Raw genomic sequence first — 1,799 nt, forward strand, 5'->3', positions numbered from 1 at the left:
CCCCCCTTACCAAGGGGGGGCTGGGGGGGGTCTGACCGGCAAGGGAAATCGGACTAAAAGCGATCGCCCGCACCCAATCCCCGTGCTCTGCTAAAGTACAAATCGATCGACCATTGCGCCAATCCCACAACTGCAAACTCTTGTCCCGACTCCCCGTCGCCAAAAACTCCCCACCAGGACTAAAAGCCACCGCCTCCACCCCACCGGCGTGACCGCTTAAAGCCGACATCGGCCTACCCTTATTCAAATTCCACAACATCACAGTCTTGTCCCGACTCCCGCTAGCCAAAACCTGACCGTCGGGACTAAAGGCCACAGCATAAACCCTATCCTCGTGACCGCGCAAAGCATACCACCACTTACCCTTATTCAAATCCCAAATTTGAATAGTTTTATCCCGGCCGCCGCTAGCCAAAGTCGCGCCATCAGGGCTAAAAGCCACAGAAGTCACCCAGTCAGAATGACCAGTGAGAGTGTACCACCGCTTACCGGCATCCAACTTCCACATCTCAATTGTCTTATCCTCACTCCCGCTAGCTAAAGTCGCGCCATCGGGACTGAAAGCTACTGAGGTGACAGCCTGGGAATGCCCTACCAGAGTATGAATGCACCTCCAAGTAGGCGCGCGTGCGGGAACAACCCGCTGCATCGGCGGCACAGGTATAATAGTGCCTGCAACCGTTGGTGGCACCGCATTCTGCACCGCAGGCATCCTCTGCGGCGCGGGAATTGCAGCAGCTACTGGAGTCGGGGGAATTTGCGCGGGCGACTGCTGCGGCTGCAAATCTTGGATAACTTCAGCTACAGATTTGTAACGGCGACCCAGACTTGGTTCGATCATTTTGTCGAGGATGCGACTTAATTTCGGATCGATTTGAACCTTCAAAAAATCTCGCCAAACCCAAACATCTTGATTGATATCGAACAAATCAAACGGAGATATTTGAGTTAGCAAATAAATGGCAGTAACGCCCAAACTGTACAAATCGCTGGCATAAACCGCTTGACCTCGAATTTGTTCCGGCGCCACGAATTCCGGCGAACCGATAACTGTTCCTGTTTCTGTCAAACCCTCGACCAGTTTTGCAGCACCAAAATCAACTAAAACTAATTCCCCAGTTAAGTTTGGGTAAGTATAAATAATCGGAGTTTGAGCAATGCGGCGGCGGATAATATTTGGTGGTTTAATGTCTCGGTGAATTACATTGCGATCGTGCACGAACTGCAATACTGGCAATAAATCCTGGAGTAGCTTGAGAACCTGACTGGCGCTGAAAGGCCCATTCCGCGCCAATTCTTGCTGTAAATTCTCGCCTTCTATAAATTCTTGCACCAAATACTGATAGCGTTCTTGCTGAAAGTGCGCCAGCAACTCTGGAATTTGTGGGTGTTTCCCCAATTCGTCCAGCCGTACCGCTTCTCGGTTGAATAATTCTGCTGCTTTTTCGGCGCTGCTGGTTCCTTGGGATAGCGGGAAAAACTGCTTGATTGCACAGCGCGGTTTTGAAGGTTTGTCTTCGTCTACTGCTAAAAAAGTACGGCCAAAACCGCCTCTACCGAGGGGTTTGATGGCGCGGTAACGCTCTCTGAGCAACAGTTTGGTGCCACAATTCAGGCAGAATTGAGTTCGATCGGCATTTTGCGGGTTTTGACAGGCGGGGTTTAAGCAATAACTCATAACTGAACCGGGAAGCAATCAGCAGCATATTTATATGATACTGAGGCAAAAGGGCGATCGACCTTCGCGTTACAATTTAAAATTAAAGGACTGAAGTCCGCACTACAAACCGGTTTGTAGT

General features: G+C 50.4%; 1 protein-coding gene. It reads right to left on the reverse strand.

Features of this window, described 5'->3' with window-relative positions:
* Positions 1-1,678, reverse strand: a 1,678-nt coding sequence (locus QT974_RS33995; RefSeq protein ID WP_333472757.1) for a protein kinase domain-containing protein, incomplete at its 3' end; no start/stop codon positions are given.
* Between the last annotated feature and the right edge of the window lie 121 nt (positions 1,679-1,799).

The sequence above is a fragment of the Microcoleus sp. BM001215392 genome, from assembly GCF_036700185.1.
GTDB lineage: Bacteria > Cyanobacteriota > Cyanobacteriia > Cyanobacteriales > Microcoleaceae > Microcoleus.